This is a genomic window from Rothia sp. HMSC069D01 (assembly GCF_001810135.1).
Taxonomy (GTDB): Bacteria; Actinomycetota; Actinomycetes; order Actinomycetales; family Micrococcaceae; genus Rothia.
On the sequence record NZ_KV800108.1, the window covers coordinates 127,595 to 144,419 of the forward strand.

Annotated in this window: 10 protein-coding genes; 6 read left to right on the forward strand and 4 right to left on the reverse strand. The window is 58.1% G+C overall.

Translation table 11 applies throughout. From position 1 onward, the window contains the following. Window positions 1-7: 7 nt before the first annotated feature. From HMPREF2710_RS05060 to HMPREF2710_RS05075, 4 genes are all read right to left on the reverse strand, one after another. On the reverse strand, window positions 8-1,573 hold the full coding sequence (locus HMPREF2710_RS05060; RefSeq protein WP_070599865.1) for an LssY C-terminal domain-containing protein: 1,566 nt from the start codon (window positions 1,571-1,573) through the stop codon (window positions 8-10). 181 nt (window positions 1,574-1,754) lie between these two features. Continuing rightward, window positions 1,755-2,156, reverse strand: a complete 402-nt coding sequence (locus HMPREF2710_RS09370) for a hypothetical protein (protein ID WP_138187173.1) — start codon at window positions 2,154-2,156, stop codon at window positions 1,755-1,757. A gap of 557 nt (window positions 2,157-2,713) precedes the next feature. Next, complete coding sequence (gene valS, locus HMPREF2710_RS05070; protein WP_049363081.1) at window positions 2,714-5,446, reverse strand: valine--tRNA ligase; 2,733 nt, start codon at window positions 5,444-5,446, stop codon at window positions 2,714-2,716. A gap of 19 nt (window positions 5,447-5,465) precedes the next feature. Next, entirely contained in the window at window positions 5,466-5,780 is a 315-nt protein-coding gene (locus tag HMPREF2710_RS05075) for a hypothetical protein (RefSeq protein WP_070599869.1), read from the reverse strand. 204 nt (window positions 5,781-5,984) lie between these two features. On the opposite strand from HMPREF2710_RS05075, the gene HMPREF2710_RS05080 reads away from it, so the two are divergent. The 6 genes from HMPREF2710_RS05080 to HMPREF2710_RS05105 all read left to right on the forward strand — a co-directional run bounded on the left by HMPREF2710_RS05080 (window position 5,985) and on the right by HMPREF2710_RS05105 (window position 16,770). Beyond that, the gene (locus HMPREF2710_RS05080) at window positions 5,985-6,299 is read left to right on the forward strand and encodes a hypothetical protein (protein ID WP_005508144.1); all 315 of its coding nucleotides are present in this window, start codon (window positions 5,985-5,987) and stop codon (window positions 6,297-6,299) included. A gap of 135 nt (window positions 6,300-6,434) precedes the next feature. After that, window positions 6,435-7,235 carry an SDR family oxidoreductase gene (locus HMPREF2710_RS05085; RefSeq protein ID WP_049363086.1) on the forward strand — a complete coding sequence of 267 codons (801 nt, stop codon included), beginning with the start codon at window positions 6,435-6,437 and terminating at the stop codon, window positions 7,233-7,235. A 545-nt stretch (window positions 7,236-7,780) separates the two neighbouring features. Then, entirely contained in the window at window positions 7,781-9,541 is a 1,761-nt protein-coding gene (locus HMPREF2710_RS05090; protein WP_070599871.1) for an LPXTG cell wall anchor domain-containing protein, read from the forward strand. Between the two features lie 752 nt (window positions 9,542-10,293). Beyond that, on the forward strand, window positions 10,294-12,309 hold the full coding sequence (locus tag HMPREF2710_RS05095; RefSeq protein WP_070599873.1) for an adhesin: 2,016 nt from the start codon (window positions 10,294-10,296) through the stop codon (window positions 12,307-12,309). 297 nt (window positions 12,310-12,606) lie between these two features. Beyond that, window positions 12,607-14,421: a propanediol dehydratase gene (locus tag HMPREF2710_RS05100; protein ID WP_070599875.1), complete on the forward strand. Its 1,815-nt coding sequence runs from the start codon at window positions 12,607-12,609 to the stop codon at window positions 14,419-14,421. A 597-nt stretch (window positions 14,422-15,018) separates the two neighbouring features. Further along, window positions 15,019-16,770, forward strand: coding sequence for a hypothetical protein (locus tag HMPREF2710_RS05105; RefSeq protein WP_246824532.1), 1,752 nt, complete (start codon window positions 15,019-15,021; stop codon window positions 16,768-16,770). The last annotated feature ends 55 nt before the right edge of the window (window positions 16,771-16,825 follow it).

The following is a 16,825-nucleotide window of genomic DNA, read 5'->3' on the forward strand; positions in this document are numbered from 1 at the left end:
GTGCAATCTACGCGCGGTGAGGGTTGCTTGCAGAGGTAGCTTTGCGTGCCTTCTGCGCATTGTGCGTCTTCTGTGCCTTGCGCTGTGCCCTGCGCTCCAGAACCTTCGGGTGCGTTGCCCGCTGCACAATCTTCGTATCACGCATATGGAAGGTGCGGGTTGCCGTGTACTGAACCGCCGCATCCGAGGTGAACGCCAACATTGCGAACACCGCAACGCCCAGCTGGAAGAAAATCGTGGACAGCGGCAGGGAGTGGCGCCCCCACAGCACGCCGCCGGTAATCGCCGCGAAGTTCAGTGCAGTCAACAGCAGAGCCAGTCGGCGCGCCTTCGACGAGCCGCGCAGCGTGCTCCACAGCAGGAACAGGTGCACCGCCGAATAAATCGCCACGAAACCAACCAGCACCGTACCGGTAATGGTCAGCAGCACGTCACTATCCACCTGATCGAAGAGGTCCAGCAACTCAATGTCGTTGCCGGAGCCTTCCTCCAGCAGCTTGGCACGCAGAGCTGGGCGGCTGAGCGCCAGAATGACGCTGTTGATAATGTCTGCGAGGGTCACGGCGATGAGCATACCCGAACCGACCAGCAGGCTCAGCGGCATGCGGTACGCCAGGTCGTGCGCGCTGGAGAGGTGAATTTCTTCCTGCTCCTGCGGCTCCAGACCCTCATTGTTCAGCACGATGACCGGGAGCGCGCCGTCCGTGCGGATCGCGTCGCCGCCGCCGTTACGGGCGTGATAGCCGGAGGAAAAATCGTGCAGAATCTCAACGTGAGTTTCCGGGTGAGCGTACTGAATGGACTCCACAATGTAGTCGCGTTCAAAGTCGGTTTCAGAGTCAATGCGGTGCGTGACCTGCAGGGTGAAGAAGCTGAAACCTACACCGGAGTCGTACGTGCCCGCCGCCAACCAATCCACCTGGTGACCGCCCGGCAGAAGCCAGCCGTCCGGGGTTTTCCAGAAACGCACGTGGTGGCGTTTCTCGGGGTTGCCGTCCACTTCCTTCTGGTAGGCGAAAGCCTGCGTCTTACCAAAAATTTTCAGCGGGGAGACCGGCGCCTCCGCGTAGGAGCGGCGGGTGATGGTGGAGAGAATAATCTTCCAGGAAGAGACGAGGGTGACGTTGTCAGCGCGGGTCCAGCCTGCGTCCTGCATGACCTGGTGAATCTGCTCCTCGGTGCCAATCAGACCGATATTGACCGGGTCACCGAGCAGACCGTCCGGGGTGCGGGTGCGCCCAATAAAGTAGTCGGGCACGTAGATGCGGGTCATGATGGCGTGAAAACGCGGTAGCGTCAGGTACGCGGTGACCGCCCAGAAAATGAAGGCAATGGGGAAACCCCAGAAAGAATGGCCGACCGTATTCGCCAGAATCATGAAGGTCAGCACGAGGGCCGCGATGCCGGCGAAGATGAAGAAGAGAGTGTCCCAGAAATCAACCCACAAGCTGCGCGGGACGAGGTCTTGCGCCGTGCCGCGCGCGTCAATATCACCACGGTAGACCGGTGGTGAGGTAACTGGGGGAGCGACATCGCTACGTATAGGCCGCAGGACGCGTTTTTGGTGGGACATTCCCGCCCTTTCTGCAACATAGTTAGGGTCTTTGAATATCCATAACTATAGCAAGGGGCAGGTTATGTGAAGTACGCATTCCGGGCAGGGCTTAATCGCTTGGCTCGATAGCCCCGCCGCAGAAAAACGCGGTACAACGCGGAGTGCTGGCGTTGCCGCGCGAAAGAAATAAAGGGTGACCCTACTCGGGGAGGGGCTTAGCCTCAACCGCAGCACGTGCGGCGGCAATGGAGCTTTCGTGGTGCAGCATATCGCGGCTTTCACGCATGAGGCGCACCCACTTGCGGGTCAGCTCCTCAAGCTGCTGAGCGGTCAACGAACCGGAGGCGATGCTCGCCTCATCGGTGGCGGCGCTGGTGGAAATATGCTGAAGCCAGAGTTCATACACTTCGTTGGTGTAGCTGGCACGCAGCGCCTGGGCATGTTCACGTGCCTGGCTGATGTACTCGTTCAGGCTCGTGTGATAGTGCTGAAGCTGATCGGGGGAAATGTTGGCTTGTGCTCCTGGCGGCGTGCTCGGGGTTGAGCTCTGCCTCGCCTGGGGTTTGTTCGGTAATCCGGAAGAGGATGAGTATGAATTCATGAGGATATGGGGTGCGCCTACTTTGGCGCGGGTCAGAGTCAGGACGCATCGCTGCGCCTGACGGGTGGTTTATTGTCGTGCGGTTGGTCGGGGTATGTCTTGCTCGTACCGGTGATTTGTCTGTTGCTGAAGTTGAATAGAGGGTTGTTCCCGATGGTAAAACCCTCGCATCAACAATCATACATAAAGTGACAGTCAATCTCATAAGGTTGATTATGCTCTTTGCACATTGATGAACAGAAAAAGGGATTGAAAATCCCACATAATCCCTACAGAACAGCAGACTAAAACCCACATTATTGGGGGAGGAGGTTGTGAAGGTGCTAGGGATGGGTACGGGCACCCGCGGGTACCGAATGTGTAAAGCCTCTAGTCAGAGTCGTAAAAGCGCCATACAAAGCACCGCCCGCAGTCGAGCATCACGCTCTCCGGGTACCTTGCCTGCAGAAACCAACGAACCGCAGACACAGAAAACGGGGCGGTACCGTCAATCGGTACCGCCCCGTCCTCAACACCAACTCGGTGTTATGTCACTAAGCAATGAACGTTAGATTCGATTACTCAGCTGCTTCTTCCACAACGAGTACAACGTCGCGAACCTCCAGCTCGCCCTCAGCTGCCACCAGGGACAGCTCACGAGCGTTACCGGCAGCCTTCAGGTCAGCCAAGCCAGCGGCAATGCGATCCAGCTGAGCCTGAGGAGCCGCAATAGTAGCGGACTCAACCTCGGTGCGCTGCTTGACCTTCGCGTCGCTCTTAGCCTTACGCAGACCACCCAGAGCCTCAGCAACATCCGGCAGGATCTGCTTGAGCGACTCAATCTGAGCCGGGTCAGCGTCCGCCAGGACCCACTGAGCAGAAATGCCAGCAGTCGGGTTCTGTGCGGAGTACTCAGCCAGCAGGGTGCCCTCCAGGATGGGCAGTGCCTGCGGCCACTCGGCGCGGTGTACGCTACCTGCACGCCACCAGGACCAAATCTCTTCGGTCACGAACGGCAGGAAGGGAGCGAACAGACGCAGCAGAGCATCCAGGGTGGTTGCCAGTGCGGCAAGAACAGAAGCCTGCTCCTCTTCGCCGCGAGCACCGTACGCACGGTCCTTAATCAGCTCAACGAAGTCGTCGGTGAAGGACCAGAAGAAGCTCTCGCAAATCTGCAGGGCACGAGCGTACTCGTACTTCTCAAACGCTGCGGTTGCCTCTTCAATCAGGTACGCCAGGCGAGCCAGCAGGGAGCGGTCCAGGGCGTTGATGAGCACGCGGCCCTGAGCCTGAGAAGTAATGACAGACTTCTCGGTAGCGCCCAGGTTCAGCACGAACTTGGATGCGTTCAGCAGCTTGATCGCCAGGCGGCGACCAATCTTCATCTGGCCTTCGTCGTAGGCGGTGTCAGCACCCAGGCGAGCGGAAGCAGCCCAGTAGCGCACAGCGTCCGAACCGTACTTCTCCAGAACCTCGTTCGGGACCACAACATTGCCCTTGGACTTGGACATCTTCTTGCGGTCCGGGTCGAGAATCCAGCCGGAGAGCGCGGTGTTGTACCACGGCACGGAGGACGCCAGGGTCTCCGCGCGAACAGCGGTGGAGAACAGCCAGGTACGGATAATGTCGTGACCCTGCGGGCGCAGATCCATGGGGAAGGTCTTCGCGTGCAGGTCCGGGTTCACACCCCAACCGGTCGCAATCTGCGGGGTCAGAGAGGAGGTAGCCCAGGTGTCCAGAACGTCCGGGTCAGCGATGAAGCCGCCCGCTACGCCGCGCTGATCCTCGGTGTAACCGGGAGCAGCCTGAGATGCGGGGTCAACCGGCAGCATCTCTTCGGTGGGCAGAATCGGGTTCTCGTAGTCCGGCTCGCCCTCAGCGTCCAGCGGGTACCAGACGGGGAAGGGAACGCCGAAGAAGCGCTGGCGAGAAATCAGCCAGTCGCCATTCAGACCCTCAACCCAGTTCTCGTAGCGGCTACGCATGAAGGAGGGGTACCAGTTCATCTCACGGCCGCGCTCGATGAGCTTCTCGCGGCGTGCAGCGTCACGGCCACCGTTGCGGATGTACCACTGACGGGAAGCAACGATTTCGAGGGGCTTGTCACCCTTCTCGTAGAACTTCACGGGGTGGGTAATCGGCTTGGGGTCGCCGTCCATTTCGCCAGCCTCAACCAGCATTTCCACGACGGTCTTCTGTGCGGTGAAGACGGTGGTGCCAGCCATACGCTCGTAGCGCTCGCGGCCCTCAGCGGAGGTGATCCACTCGGGGGTTTCGCGGGAGAAACGGCCGTCGCGACCGATGAGGGCGCGGGTGTCCAGCTGCAGTTCACGCCACCAGGTGACGTCGGTGGTGTCACCGAAGGTACAGATCATGGCGATACCGGCACCCTTGTCGGGCTGTGCCAGCGGGTGCGCCTTAATTTCGACCTCAACGCCGAACAGCGGGGAGGTGACGGTGGTGCCGAACAGCGGCTTGTAACGCTCGTCGTCCGGGTGCGCCACGAGAGCCACACAGGAGGGCAACAGCTCGGGGCGGGTGGTCTCAATCCAGACCTTCTCGCCGTTGGGGCGGTGGAAGCTGATGCGGTGGTACGCGCCGGGGCGTTCCTTGTCTTCCAGCTCAGCCTGTGCCACTGCGGTGCGGAAAGTGACGTCCCACATGGTCGGTGCTTCAGCCATGTAGGCGTTGCCTGCTTCCAGGTCCTTCAGGAAGGCGAGCTGGGAGACCTTGCGGGAGTGCGCGTCGATGGTGCGGTAGGTGCGCGACCAGTCAACGGACAGACCCAGGGTGGTGAAGAGGTTTTCGAAGACCTTCTCGTCTTCAACCGCGAGCTCTTCACAGAGTTCAATGAAGTTGTTGCGGGAGATACGCGGCCACTTTGCCTGGCTGCGGTCGGGCTTGGGGGTGCCGTCTGCCTTCCAGGTGATCAGGTCACGGAAGGAGTCGTTGTCTGCCACGGAGGGGTCGCAGAGAACGCCGTAGTAGTTCTGAACGCGGCGTTCGGTGGGCAGGCCGTTGTCATCCCAGCCGAGGGGGTAGAACACGTTCTTGCCGGTCATGCGCTGGTAGCGTGCAATGACGTCGGTCTGAGTGTAGGAGAACATGTGACCCACGTGCAGGGAGCCGGATGCGGTCGGCGGCGGGGTGTCAATGGAGTAGACCTGTTCGCGAGTGGTGTTCTCGTCGAATGCGTAGGTCTTCTCGTCGGCCCAGCGCTGCGAGAGCTTCTCTTCGAGGCCTTCGAGGGCGGGGCGGTCGGGAACGTTAATCTGTACGGGCGAGTCTGAGCCCAAAATGTTTTCAGCCATAACGGCTATTTTCTCATATTCACGGCATTCTCTCAGCTTCAGGGGAATTCCGCGCTGTGCTGTGCTGTTCGTACCGCTCGATGGCGGCTTCTAGACGCGCCAGGAGGTGCCGGTACCGGCGCACAAATTGTGCCCTGCGCACTGCGGCGCGTACCCCGCTGGAGGCGGTGAGCTCCTGCCAGCTGGCGGGGTCGAGGTAGCTCTGCCCGAGCAGTAGGTGAACTTCGGAACTGTAGGGGAGTCCGGTGGTGGCACGGATGCTGCGCGCCCGCTGCTGGAGGGTGCGGCGCTGCTCTTTAAGGTCGGTGATGTGCTGGTGCGGTGTTGCTGTCATGTGGAGGCTCCCTATATGAGGAGTAATTGGCGATTCAGTGACAAACTCGGTGGAAACGGTAATGGGGGAGAGACCCCCTAATATTGCTGCCCCTGATTACCTGCAGTGTATGCGCGAAAATCTGCAGTATCAATGCCCACGAATCCTTCTCAGCAGAGCGGGCGCGGCGTAGACTGAAGATACACGACCTTTGAGGAGTTGCCAATGAGTTCTCTGAGTATTTTTGGTTTGGGCACGTCTGAAACTGTTCTGCTGATACTGCACCTGGTGCTGGTTGCGTTGTGCGTCTGGCATTTGACGGTGCGTAGCGGCTATGGTGAGGCGCGTATGCGTTTCGTGCTACCGCTGATTATGTTCATGCCCGGCGCTGCGGTTCTTTATCTGCTGTCTGCGCGTGAAGGTACGGTCCCTCCGGACACGATTAAGACCGGCAGTAGCTCGCCCGTGTACTTTGAGCATCGCCTCGGATTCCGTGACGGCGGCAGGAGCCGCTGGGGTCTGCCGCGCCGCCGCAAGTAGCACGCGTGATGGTGTCTGTATCGTTTGTTCTGAACGGCGGCGGGTACCTATCTCACTATCGAAAATTTCAAAATACATGCCCGCGGGTCTGCTCGAACAGAGCACCCGCGGGCATCACTCTACTAGGATTAAAGTATGACTGAGAACACCCACATTCCTGCATCTCCTTTCCTGCCCCATACCGGCGACGGCAAAGTTGCCGTGGTGACCGGCGCCTCCAGCGGTATTGGCCGAGCCACCGTGCAGCAGCTAGTAGCAAGCGGCTGGACCGTCTATGCTCTGGCTCGTCGCACCGACCGCCTCTACACTCTCTACGCGGAAACCGGCGCTCACCCGGTGACCTGCGACGTGACCGACGAGCATTCCGTCCGCTTTGTTGCCGAGCAGATCCTGGAGGAGCAGGGCACCATTGACGCCCTGGTCAATATTGCCGGTGGTGCTATTGGCGTGGATAAGGTTGCCGACGGCAAGCCTACCGATTATTTGAAGATGTACCAGATGAATGTTCTCGGTATTCTGCACATGGTGCGTGCCTTCGCGGAGGCGTTGCGCCTGAACGGTCACGGCACGATCCTGAACCTGACCTCCACTGCAGCCGAGCACGGTTACGAGGGCGGTGCCGGATACAATGCGGCGAAGTTCGGCGCTCGCGGCCTGACGGAGGCGCTCCGCCTGGAAGAAGCGGAATATAACGTTCGCGTGATTGAGATTTGCCCGGGCATGGTGCACACCGAGGAGTTCTCCCTAAATCGTCTGGGTTCCAAGGAAGCCGCCGAGCGCGTCTATGCGGGTGTTGAGAAGCCGCTGACCGCCGAGGATGTGGCGCAGACCGTGACCTTTGCGCTGAACGTTCCGCACCACGTGAACCTTGACCGCATTACGATTCGCCCGGTGGCGCAGCCCAGCCAGTTCAAGGTGATTCGCAAGGAGAGCTAAGCTTTGTGCTCTTGCGTCCGCTGATGCGGGGTTTTGTGTTTGCCTCGCCTGCATTCCTGATTCTTGGGATGCGGGCGAGGCTTTTTTTGTTGGTGCGCCCGGTAGGTCTGTGGCTTGTGTGGAGCTTTGGTCCGGGTGCCATGCGGGGTGGGAATAGGTGGGGGAGAGGTATCAAGGAGTACTTGATGGAACTATAAAGTGGTACGTGAGACTTTAAGGTTTACTATGGTGAAATAGTTGGGGTGAAATTATCCATGGAAAGTATCATATTTTCTTCAAATGCAATCAAAATGTAGGGTTGCCGGCGTTCATATGTCAGTACATGACCACAAAACACCATAATTGGTCTGTATTAACTCTCAACTTTAGGGGTGGTTTTATAACGATTTCATTACAGTTACTTAAAGCGGGCATTAAGAAGGCAGAAGACTCAGAGTTGGGTGTTAGCCTTTTAGCAGTCACACCCATGTGTGAATCTGCGCGCCCCTCAAAGACGGAGGCACACCGCGTAGGTTCACCACCGATAATTCAGAGATCGAGGAAAAATGTCGAAGACTACCCGTCGCGTTTACAAGATCGCAGCAGCGGCAGCCTTTACTGCTGGTTCCGTGGCAGCAATCCCGGCAACTTTCGCGGCAGAAGCACCCGCTGATCAGCAGCAGCAGGTTGTCGACCAGAAGGCAACTGCTCAGACTTCTTCCCTGCCCGGCGGCAACGCAACCGAGACCCCCAAGGCTGAAGCTCCTAAGACTGAAGCACCTAAGGCTGAGGCAACCGAGGCTCCCAAGGCAGAGACTCCTAAGACTGAGGCTACCGAGGCTCCCAAGGCAGAGACTCCTAAGGCAGAGACTCCCAAGGCTGAAGCAACCGAGGCTCCTAAGGCTGAAGCTCCTAAGGCTGAGGCAACCGAAGCACCTAAGGCTGAGACTCCTAAGGCTGAGACTCCTAAGGCTGAAACCCCCAAGGCTGAGACTCCTAAGGCTGAGACCCCTGCTCCCGCAACCCCCGAGCCCACCACTCCCTCCACCCCGGCTCCCGAGGCGAAGCAGGCTAACCCCTTCGTCTCCATCGAGAACGCACGCTTCTCCGGTGATGCGCAGTTTAACACCGTGAGCGTTGTTGGTACCGGCTTCTACGGCGAGAAGGTCGGCCCCGGCGTTCAGGTCAGCATCTACGCGCTGGATGAGAACCAGCAGATTACCGGTGACGCCATCACCACCGTGTCCGTGTCTGCGGACCAGATTCAGGATGGCTCCTTCAAGACTTCCTTCACTGTCGAGGCAAGCAAGCTGCCCGCCGGCGCTTCCTACGCTCTGGTTGCTGTGAGCAACCCTCAGGCTGCTCAGGCTGACCAGAAGCTCGTGGCTCTCTCCTCCTTCAAGGTCACCGAGTCCACCTCTCCCGAGGCACCCAAGAACAAAGAGACCCCCGCTCCCGTGACCCCGGCACCGGAGACCCCCAAGGCTGACGAGACCCCGGCACCCGAGGCTCCCAAGACTGAAGCACCCAAGGAAGAAACTCCTGCTCCGGAAGCACCTAAGACTGAGACCCCCAAGGCTGACGAGACCCCCGCTCCGGAGGCTCCCGCAGCACCCGAGAACGCAACCCTCACCACCGAGGACGCTTCCCTGAACCCGAACGATCAGTACAACGTCCTGACCTTCAACGGCTCCGGCTTCACCCACGAGTCCGTCGCTAACGGTGTGCAGATCGCTATCTTCCGCCTGGATGCAAACGGCAACATCACCGGCGACGCTCTGGCAACCCACGACGTACCCGCTTCTGAAATCGTGAACGGCACCTTCCGCGTCAAGGTCAGCGTTCTTGCTGAACTGCTGCAACCCGGTTACGCCTACGCAATGGTGGCAACCAGCGACCCCAACGGCCCGGTACACCAGGTTGCAGTCACCACCGCCACCGTGAGCGATGCGAACAACCCCGCACCGACCCTGCCGGCAGCTACCGAGGACGAGAGCACCACCGTTCGCGATAACGGCGACGGCACCACCAGCGTCTTCACCGCTGAAATGCGCGAAGACGGTTCGGTTGTCGTAACCGAGACCCGCATGCCCTCTTCTCAGGCACCCAAGGCTAAGGTTGGTAACGCATCCGCTGCTACCTCCTCTAGCTCCAAGGGCCACACTGTAGGCGTCTCCGGCACCAAGGGCTCGGCTCAGGCTTCCTCCTCCTCGAAGCAGCAGCTGGCACACACCGGTGCTGAGGGTGTTGCAGGTATCGCAGGCGTTGGCGCCGCAGCTCTGATTGCTGGTGCCGCACTGATGCTCCTGCGCCGCCGCAGCCTCTAATAGCTCAGCCTCTATAGGCTAGGCTCTGAATATCTGATACTCGCCGTAAGGTGAGTGATTCAAGTGCCGTCAATACTCTGAAAAGGGTATTGGCGGCACTTTTGCGTGCTAGCAGTTTTGTGTTGAGCTGTTTTGAAATGGAGGGGGGTGGCAAAGCGTGTGCGGCAAGCTGGGGGAGAGGTGCGGGTGTTCTCTTTCGTGGTGGAGGTGCGGGGTGGAAGCGCGGGGCGGTGTAACGGAATGATTTTGTCGACTTATTTTGTGCGTGGTTATTGGTACGCACGCTTTTAATCAATGTGCGGGAAAAGGCGCTGTGACCTGCATTTTTTCACTTAAAAGAAATAAATTAAATGCATGAATGTGCAGAATATTTTTATCTCAAATCCATTAAAACTGCATATGCATGCAATAAAACCTTGAGTTTCAAGGGAGAGTTGAAAAATTTTGCCTAGTCCATGCAATTTGAGTGCTCTTGATGATGTTATAGAGAGTAAAAAATATGCTGTGTGGGTTATTGCACAGGAAAATAGTTGGGACGTAAAGCGTCTTTACAGCAATAACAAGAAAAGTATTGTTAGTGTGGAATTACCGATAAATAGAGCGATTCCCTTCGCGGTAACTTCCACCATTACATGAACGTTATGACTAGTCCGTACGTTATAGCGGTCAATCCCGAAGAGACACCCGTCCAGCTTCGATCCGTGGCACCCTCCGGAGGGTATCGTTCACACTCACAGAAGAAGGTGTGTTTCATGCCCGAACCCGCTCACTCAAAAACCCGAGCAACAGCCGCTATTGCTGCTTCCGTCCTGTCCGTCACCGGTGTTGGTGCTGCGCACGCAGATGTGCAGGTGCAGAATACCGGCGGAATGGCTTCACCGACTGCGGTGGAACTCGACAATCCTCCCTCCGCTGTAAACGCAACCCCCATCGAAAACGTTGCTACCCAGAACTCCCCGCAGGTGTACGTCGAGCAGGGTGTTGTCATTAACCCGGCGCGTTCCCAGAGCATTACCGTCACCGGTGAAGGCTTCACCGGCGGTGCCGTTGAACGTTACGGTGTGGCGGTGTACGTGAGCGAATACCGCCAGTACCCCCTCTACGCACTGGGTCGCGGCTCCGCAGTGACGATGACCCTCGTGCCCGAACTCGATGTGGACGGTGGCCGCTTCAGCACCCAGTTGACCCTGCCCGCAGGTACCCTCGACCCCAACCAGCAGTACGTTGTCGCAACTGCCGTGGTTGACCCTGCCAAGGGCTACGCGACGGAGGATCCCTCCTACAACTCCTCCGCACCGCTGGAGCTGCTGCCCGCAAATACTCAGGATGAGCCGCTGAATGCTCAGATTCTCTCGGGCCAGATGGAAATTCCACAGGAGAAGAACCTGGTGGTTTACAAGGTCACCGGTCTGGGTGAAGCGCAGGCATTTGAAGTGATGACCTACGTCTACGCCTTGGATAGCCAGGGTAACCGCATGCTGCTGGCTGTTTCTCCCGCGCGCGCCGACGTTGTGAACGGTACCCTCCTGGATGGCATTGAGGTGCCCGGATCCATGCTGGAAGAAGTTCAGAACGTCCACGAGAATCTGCGTTACGTGCTGAGCGTTGAGGTGGCTCCCTCTGCAGCTAATGGTTACACCGCCCAGGAAGTTGAGGTTCCCTTCATGAATGGTTGGAATGTACAGAATGGCTCCGCTCCGGTTGCCACCGCTGAGCGTGCAATGGCGGAGCAGGCACAGTTCAAGAAGAAGCAGTCTGCAGAGGAAGCGCAGCCCGAGCAGGCTACCCAGCCGACTCAGGGTGTTCAGTCCGAGCAGGTGGCCTCCTCGAATACTGCCGAGCAGTTCGACCACGTGCTGCCCGAGGATGATCCGCGCCGCCACTACGACCTGCCGCGTAACACCCTCTTTGACCGCGTCCATGACACCACCAAAGAAGACACTACCGAAGAACAGACCAACGACACCGCTAACCCCGTGATGACCGCCCGCCTGCACGTAGAAGAAACCGTAGTTCCTGAAAACGACTCAGCTAAGACCCTGACCCTGCGTGGCGAGGGCTTCACCGGTGTCAGCTCGGTACACCTGATGGTTAGTGCTGTCGACGAATACGGTGTGGCAATCGGCGGCGTGATTGCTTCGGCTGATGTCTCTGAGATTGATGCCTCCGGTGCTTTCACTGCCCAGGTGCAGATTCCTGGCTCGGCACTCAAGCCCGGCACTACCTACCGTGTGAGTGCTGTGGCGGAGGATGAGCAGGGTACTGTGCGCATGGTCAATGGCGGCTTTACTGTCGAACGCGATGGCGTGGATAGCCAGCCCGCAGCCCCCCTGCCCACTACCCCTGAGCAGGATGCGCCCACTGTCGAGGCTCCCGCAGCCGACACTCCCGCGGTCGATGCTTCGGTGCCTACTGAGCCTGCGGCTGATCAGGCTTCTGCTACCGAGCAGAAAGCGGGGGAGAGCGGCGCTGAGCAGAAGAATGACGCTCCGGCTAGTGATCAGGGTGCTCCCGCGCAGAATGTCCCTGCACAGAACGCCTCTGCACAGAAGGTTGAAGCGCAGAAGGGCAACGCGCAGAAGGCCGAAGCACAGGCATCTGGCTCCCAGAAGGTTGCCTCCGGTGCCCAGCAGAAGCGCGAGCAGTTGGCGGCTACCGGCGCCTCCAATATGTTGGTCATTAGTGCCGCTGGATCGCTGTCACTGCTTGCCGGTATGCGTTTGAGCCGCCGTCGCCGTAGTGAGATGCAGCTCAGTTCTCGCCGCTAAAACGGGGTAATTATTGCCCCACTAGGCAAAATACGCATATAGATGTAGGGATGTCCGAAATGCAAGATTCGGGCGTCCCTACATCTTTAACTTTTTCTAAGGTTATACCTATAATTTAGAGTGCTGTCATAGACGGTACTATCACTCTTTACCACCTCGTTCACCCGAGGTGAGGAGTCGCTGTGAAGCGCCTCCGGTCACCGATATCAGAGAACCGTTATTCTGCGCCTACTTCCGACCTTTGGGCGCAGGAGTCACACGACGATTCATCACACTCACTCACGAAAATAGGTGACCATGTTTTCCACGCAGCGAACTGCTCGCGGCGCGGCGCTAGTAGCGTCTGCCGCCCTCGGTTTGGGTGGCTCCGTCGCGCCTGCAACTCTGGCCCCCGCCACCTTTGCCTCTGCCGCTCACGCGCAGACTCAGCAGACCCCGAAGCCTGAACTTCCCATCGCCGTTGCCGCCGATGTGGTTAGCCACGACATTACCTTGGACCTGGTTGCTCAGAGCAATGACTACACCCTGCTGTCGTTGACCGGTGTAACCTCTTTGGAGAATCTGAGGGTTCGCCTGTCCGCCATCTCCGTTGAAGATGGCGTTGTGGCGACCATGACCGTACCCGCAGCCCAGATGACTGCCTCAAAGAATGAAGAAGGCAATATTGAGCTGAGCATCCACCAGCGCCTCAACGTTGAGCAGCCGTACATGGTGGAAATTGAGAATCTGAGCAACGGCGAGACTGTCTCCGTTGAGTTTATGCCCGAGTACGGTGTAACAGTCGACGAGATTATGGCTAGTAGCCAGAACATTTTCTTCCCGGACACCCCCGGTGTTCCCCGTGCTAACCGCGTGGAGGCGAATCCTGCCCCCGAGGTGTCCCTGAGCCCCAGCGCATCCCCGAGTGCCGCGAAGGATAGCCCGCGCCCGACGGTCGCCCCGGTACCTTCTGAAGCGCCGTCTGCATCGCAGAAAGTTTCGGCTCGTCCTTCTGCGAGTGCATCTGCTAGCGCCTCGGTGAGTGCGTCTGCCAGTGCTTCTGCTTCGGTGAGTTCTTCTACCAATGATGCGGCACCCGCTGAGGTGACCGAGGATCGTCTGTTGGTGCACTCCCGCTCCGATCGGGCTCCTGCGGAGACCCGTGAGGCGACCCTGGAAATTTCTACCGCAGAGCTGCGCGGATCGGATGAGCTGCAGCCGATTAGCGTGCGCGCTAGGAACGTTGCGGAGAGCGGCCTGGGCTATGACGTGATGGTCTTTGAAATGCCTGCTGACGGCGGTGCCGTGGGTTCACCGCTGGCGACCACGCATGTGAGCCCTCAGCAGGTGACTGATGCTTCTTTCTCTGCTGATTTGAAGGTTCCCGGTACCTCTTTGAATGCGGGTAAGCGCTACCGTGTGGTTGTGGTGGGTGGTAACTCCACTGAGGAGCTGCAGCTCATGGCGACCAGTGCTTTTGGTGTGAGTGTGATTCAGCGTGCGGTTCCTGTTGATCCGGCTCCGAAGCCTACGAATACTGTTGTTCACCCGCAGATTCCGATGATTTCTGATGCGAATCAGCGTGTGAGCCCATCGGCCCCTTCGGGTCGCGTGAGCACTGTGGATTCTTCAGATGCCTCTGCGGATGCTCAAGATTTGGTGACTGATTCTGTTGCTAAGATCCCGTCGGTGGATAGCGCTCTGGGCTATATTATGCAGACGCAGCAGTCGGCGCGTGCGATTACCGCGCAGGCTCGTAGTTCTGTGGCTGAGACTGCGGTGGTTCCTTCGACGATGGTGATGTCTGGTTATGCGGTGATGTTGCCGGGGCGTACCGTGGTGAACCTGTTGGGTTACCAGTCTGCTGAGGGGGAGACGGTGACTGTTGCTTCGCCTCAGGAGAATGTGGGTGCTGCAGGTTCGGGTAGTTTCTATACGCGTAGCTCGAAGTCGCGCGGTGATTCTGCCGGTTCGAAGCTGGAGGCGAGCGCTCAGGATAATGGCCCGCTGCCGGAGGGTACCTTGCCGCTGAGTATTGCTCTGCTGGGTTCGGTTGCCTTTGTGGGTACTGCTGTTGCGGTTAATGTGTATCGTCGCCGCCTTGAGGGTGCTGAGGAGCTGGGTGCTGAGTAGTTTAGTGCATCCGTTTCTTGGTGCTGTTTAGTGCTGTGAGGCGTGTGGGTGGCTCCTTGTGGGGGAGTTGTTGAGTGGGAGGCGCTCTGCGGAGTGCGTGCCGTGTGGGTGCGTGTTTGGTGGGGCGCCTTCTGCATGCCCCTTCTGTGTGTCCGAGTGTTGGCTCTGTTATACAGCGGCTCAATTCTATAGTGGCCCTGTTATACAGTGGCTCTGTTATACAGTGGTTCTGTCGCGCCTTGGGCGGTGTAAAAAAATCTTTTAGTGCACTGCTGGGAATATTTTATGGCATTCGAATTTTACGTTATTTATATCTCAGTAAAGTAATTAATTCCCTTTTATTTCGGTAATTATTGCGACATAAAGTTTTAGCACATGAATGCAATGCAACATTAAGTGCAATATCCGTGTTAGGCTAGGGTGTAACCGACGTACTGGTGCGCAAATACTTGGATAGAAACACCGGGCTTGTGGTGAGCCTTCCCTAGTCCAGGCTTTGCGCCTACATCGATCGAAATGGCGCACATGACTATCACTCGACTTCCGAAACGCATTCATGCTCTTTCGCTTGCAACCGCTTTAGGTGCAAGCGCTTTTGTGCTTCCTGGCGCCTCCGCAGTAGAGGCTGAAGCAATTAACGTGAATGATTGCCTGGCGGCTCTGGTTAATAGCGAATTTAATTCAAGCTGCCCCTACGAAGACCTCGAAATTGAGGTCGATACCATTGAGATTCAGATTCAGTCCATCAAGGACGGTCAGGCAACCATTAAGCTCGCGCCCCTCTATGAGGGCGGCTACGTGGGCGATGCCTCTAGGGTGTACCTGGTAATGCAGTACTACGACGCCACTGGCACGTTGCTTGGGTCTGACACCTACGAGCCCTCCGCAATGCAGGTTGAGCGTGCGGACGACGGCTCGATGCTTGTCACCTTTGAGATGCCGCAGATGCCCCAGGAGGGCTACTACTCCATGAGCGTCATGGACCTGACGACCTCTGACGAGGGCTATGGCGAATTCATGATTTCTGAGGGTTCCCTCGTTCCGCACGCTATCCCGATTGGGGATGACTCTGACGAGGTGATGGTGGACAAGAAGGAAAACGCCCACCAGGTGCCGACCATTGACGAGCTGAAGACGATGGAAAAGCTCCGTGAAGAGGAGCAGAAGAACCAGCAGGATGCAGATCAGAAGGGTAGCAAGGATAAGGTTAAGGCTGAGGTGCCTTCCGAATCTGCTGAAAACCTGAACCTCGAAACCCACACGCAGAAGCTAGAGCAGGTCCCCGGCGGATCGACCTCTTCTCGCGATACTCAGACCCTGAGTGTTGCGGAGCTGAAGGTCGCCTATGCTGAGGTTCGCTCTGATAAGGAAACCAAGCCGGTGACTATCAGTGCAGCGCGTCTGCCCGCGAATGCGGCTGGCTACGACCTAATCGTGGTTGAAACCGATATGAGTGGCAACCATAAGGGTGATGCGCTGTCCATTACACACATCAGCTCTGATCGCATCGTGAATGGCGCGTTCAAGGAAGAGGTTGGCATGCCCGGCTCTCTGCTGAAGACCGGCTCGGTGTACACCGCCTACCTGGTGCGTGCGGACGATACTGAGTATGCGGAAGAAGTTGTCTCGGTGCGATTCAAGGTCAGTGGCGAGGCGACCGGCAACTCAACCTCCTTGACGAAGGATGAGTCGCCCCGCCAGGATGCAAACGCATCGCTTACGCCCAGCGCCAATACAGCCGAGGCGACCGGCGCCACTCAGGGTAGCCCCTCCGCTGCTACTAACGCCGTCTCGACTCGTTCTGATGACACCCAGTCGGGCTCGGGTCAGTCTGCCGCGAGCGCACCCCGCTCCACTCTGGATGCGGTGAGCGCCATGTCCAAGGCAAAGGAAGCGAAGGCTGAGCGTCAGCGTCAGGCTCTGCAGACTTTGGCTCAGGCGCGCACGATGAGCCCGCGTTCGGCTTTTGAACCGACCCGCACTAACCAGATTTCGGCGTATAGCTCGGGTTCTGACCCGGCGTCTATTGCTGTTGCCGCAAACCTGGACGCTCTGACCGATGAAGAAAAGGCGGCTTCGTCGAAATCCGGTAATGGTAATAAGGGTTTTACTCCCGTCATTCACTCGGAGCCTAACACTCGTTCCGCTGCGGTGCACTCGAACACCACCCAGGTGTACTCGAACGCTGACCGTCAGGACGGCGTGAAGGCTGCGGTTTCCACTGCGGCTCCTGCGAGTGAAGAGGTTGCTCAGCACGGTGTTGCCTTCTGGGCTCTTGGTGGCGTTGGTTTGGCGCTCGTGGTTGGTGCCGCCTGGATGGCTCACCGCCGCGGTTTCTTGGGCGGCTAATGCGCTAGTCAGGCGTTTTCTGCCGGCCGTGTATAGTATGTTTTTCGTTTCATGA